Raw genomic sequence first — 582 nt, 5'->3', positions numbered from 1 at the left:
CTCGCCGTGCGCGAGCACGTCGGTCAGGCCGCTCGCGATCCAGTCGCGCGCGGTATCCGCGTCGTGGATCAGGTTCGCGTCGAGCGCCGCTTCGAGCCCCTGCGAATAGCTGAACGCGCCGATCGGCAGCGCCGGCGATGCCAGGTGCAGCAGCGCAACGAGTTCAGTGGTGGTCATGGCCGTGGCCGTGCGCGCAACCGGGGCCATGCTGATGGTCGTGGTCGTGGTCGTGGTCGTGAGAGTGCGAGTGCGCGTGGCCGTGATGCTCGCCGAACACCTGCTGCGCGAGCGCGTAATCCTCGGCGAACGTCGCGTCGTGCCCGTGCTTGTGGCCGCCGCCGTACGCACCGGCTTCCGGCTGGAACGGTGCAAGGGTCTCCTCGACCTGCGTGCCGAGCCGGCGCAGCATGTCCGCGAGCACCGGGTCGGCTTCGAGCTTCAGGTAGCCGTCGCCGATCTCGACCGGCGTGTGACGGTTGCCGAGGTGGTACGCGGCGCGCATCAGCGTGAGCGGATCGGCGGCGCGCACGCGCAGCACGGTCTCGGGTGCCGCGGCGATGCGCACGAGCGCGCCGTCGTCGG

1 protein-coding gene and 1 pseudogene are annotated in these 582 nt (G+C 71.1%); both read right to left on the bottom strand.

Annotated features, from left to right (window positions below; translation table 11 throughout):
- Window positions 1–177: pseudogene (locus G3N99_RS41230) on the bottom strand (urease accessory protein UreF); the annotation flags it as partial.
- The coding region (gene ureE, locus G3N99_RS41225; protein ID WP_206125314.1) for an urease accessory protein UreE at window positions 164–582 on the bottom strand (419 nt) is incomplete at its 5' end. The pseudogene G3N99_RS41230 and the gene ureE, both read right to left, overlap by 14 nt.

Origin of the sequence: Burkholderia sp. Ac-20392 (assembly GCF_017104585.1) — a bacterium.
GTDB classification, from domain to species: Bacteria; Pseudomonadota; Gammaproteobacteria; order Burkholderiales; family Burkholderiaceae; genus Burkholderia; species Burkholderia lata.
The sequence above is the reverse complement of the archived record's forward strand: the minus strand, read 5'-3'. Positions and strand labels throughout refer to the sequence as shown.